At 76.0% G+C, this 1,235-nt stretch carries 3 protein-coding genes; all 3 read left to right on the forward strand.

Features of this window, described 5'->3' with window-relative positions; translation table 11 throughout:
• On the forward strand, nucleotides 1-254 hold a 254-nt coding region (locus DW309_RS02925; RefSeq protein WP_136044512.1), incomplete at its 5' end, for an ROK family protein.
• Nucleotides 251-937, forward strand: coding sequence for an N-acetylmannosamine-6-phosphate 2-epimerase (locus DW309_RS02930; protein WP_136044513.1), 687 nt, complete (start codon nucleotides 251-253; stop codon nucleotides 935-937). The genes DW309_RS02925 and DW309_RS02930, both read left to right, overlap by 4 nt.
• Nucleotides 934-1,235 (forward strand): DUF4862 family protein (locus tag DW309_RS02935; protein WP_168387153.1); only part of this gene is annotated, 302 nt, incomplete at its 3' end. The genes DW309_RS02930 and DW309_RS02935, both read left to right, overlap by 4 nt.

The following is a 1,235-nucleotide window of genomic DNA, read 5'->3' on the forward strand; positions in this document are numbered from 1 at the left end:
CCCGGCGCGCGCTCGAGGAGTCGGCGGCCGCCGTGGGCCGTGCGCTCGCGGGTGCCGCCACGATCCTCGACCCGGAGCGCTTCGTCGTCACCGGGGGAGTGCCGAACATCGGCGAGGCGTGGTGGGGTCCGATGCGCGCCGCGTACCGCGCCGAGGCCATCGACGCGCTGCAGTCCACCCCGATCCTGCCGGGTGCGCTCGGCGATGACGCACCGCTGCGGGGAGCCGCCGCATCGGCCTGGAGGAACTCATGAGATTCACCGACACCATCGACCGGCTGCGCGGCGGCCTGATCGTCTCGTGCCAGGCCTACCCCGGCGAGGCCATGCGCGACCCGCGCACCATGGCGCAGGTCGCCGCGGCCGCCCTCGCCGGCGGTGCTGCGGGCATCCGGGTGCAGGGCATCGACGACATCCGCGCGGTCGCCGACCTCCCGGTGCCGGTCGTCGGCCTGTGGAAGGACGGCGAGTCCGACGTCTTCATCACCCCGACCCTGGCACACGCGCGGGCCGTGGCGGATGCCGGGGCCGACATCGTCGCGATCGACGGCACCCGTCGCCCGCGGCCGGACGGCCTCACGCTCACGCAGACGATCGCCGGGCTCCGCGCCCACACCGACGCGCTGATCATGGCCGACTGCGGCTCGCTCGACGACGCGGTCGCCGCGGAGGAGGCGGGGGCGGACCTGCTCGGCACCACGCTCTCCGGGTACACGGGCGAGCGGCCGAAGACCGACGGACCCGACCTGGAGCTGATCGAGCTGATCGCCGGGCGCTGCACCCGTCCGATCGTGGCGGAGGGCCGCGTGCACCGCCCGGAGCACGCCGCCGCGGCCCTCCGCGCCGGTGCCGCCTCCGTGTGCGTGGGCACCGCGATCACGCACCCGTCCACCCTCACGTCGTGGTTCGTCGACGGCATCGCGCAGGCCCGGGCGTGACCGCACCGCTGCTCGTCAGCGCCTACCCGCTCTCGCCCGCCCACGCCCAGTGGGATCCGGCGCTGGAGGCCGAGCTGCTGCCGGCGCTCTGCGCCCTTCCCGGGGTCGCGGGGCTCGAGGTGCCGTGGATGGGCGGCCTCCACCCGCACGACGACGACTGGTTCCTCGCGCACGTGCCCGGGGTACCGCTCGCGGTCACGCCCGTGCCGTTCGTGATGCGCCGCGTGGGGGAGGACCCCCGCTACGGTCTCGCGTCGCCCGACGCCGAGGGCCGTGCGGCCGCGGTCGCCGATCTGCG

The organism is Microbacterium sp. K41 (assembly GCF_004794395.1).
Taxonomy (GTDB): domain Bacteria; phylum Actinomycetota; class Actinomycetes; order Actinomycetales; family Microbacteriaceae; genus Microbacterium; species Microbacterium sufflavum.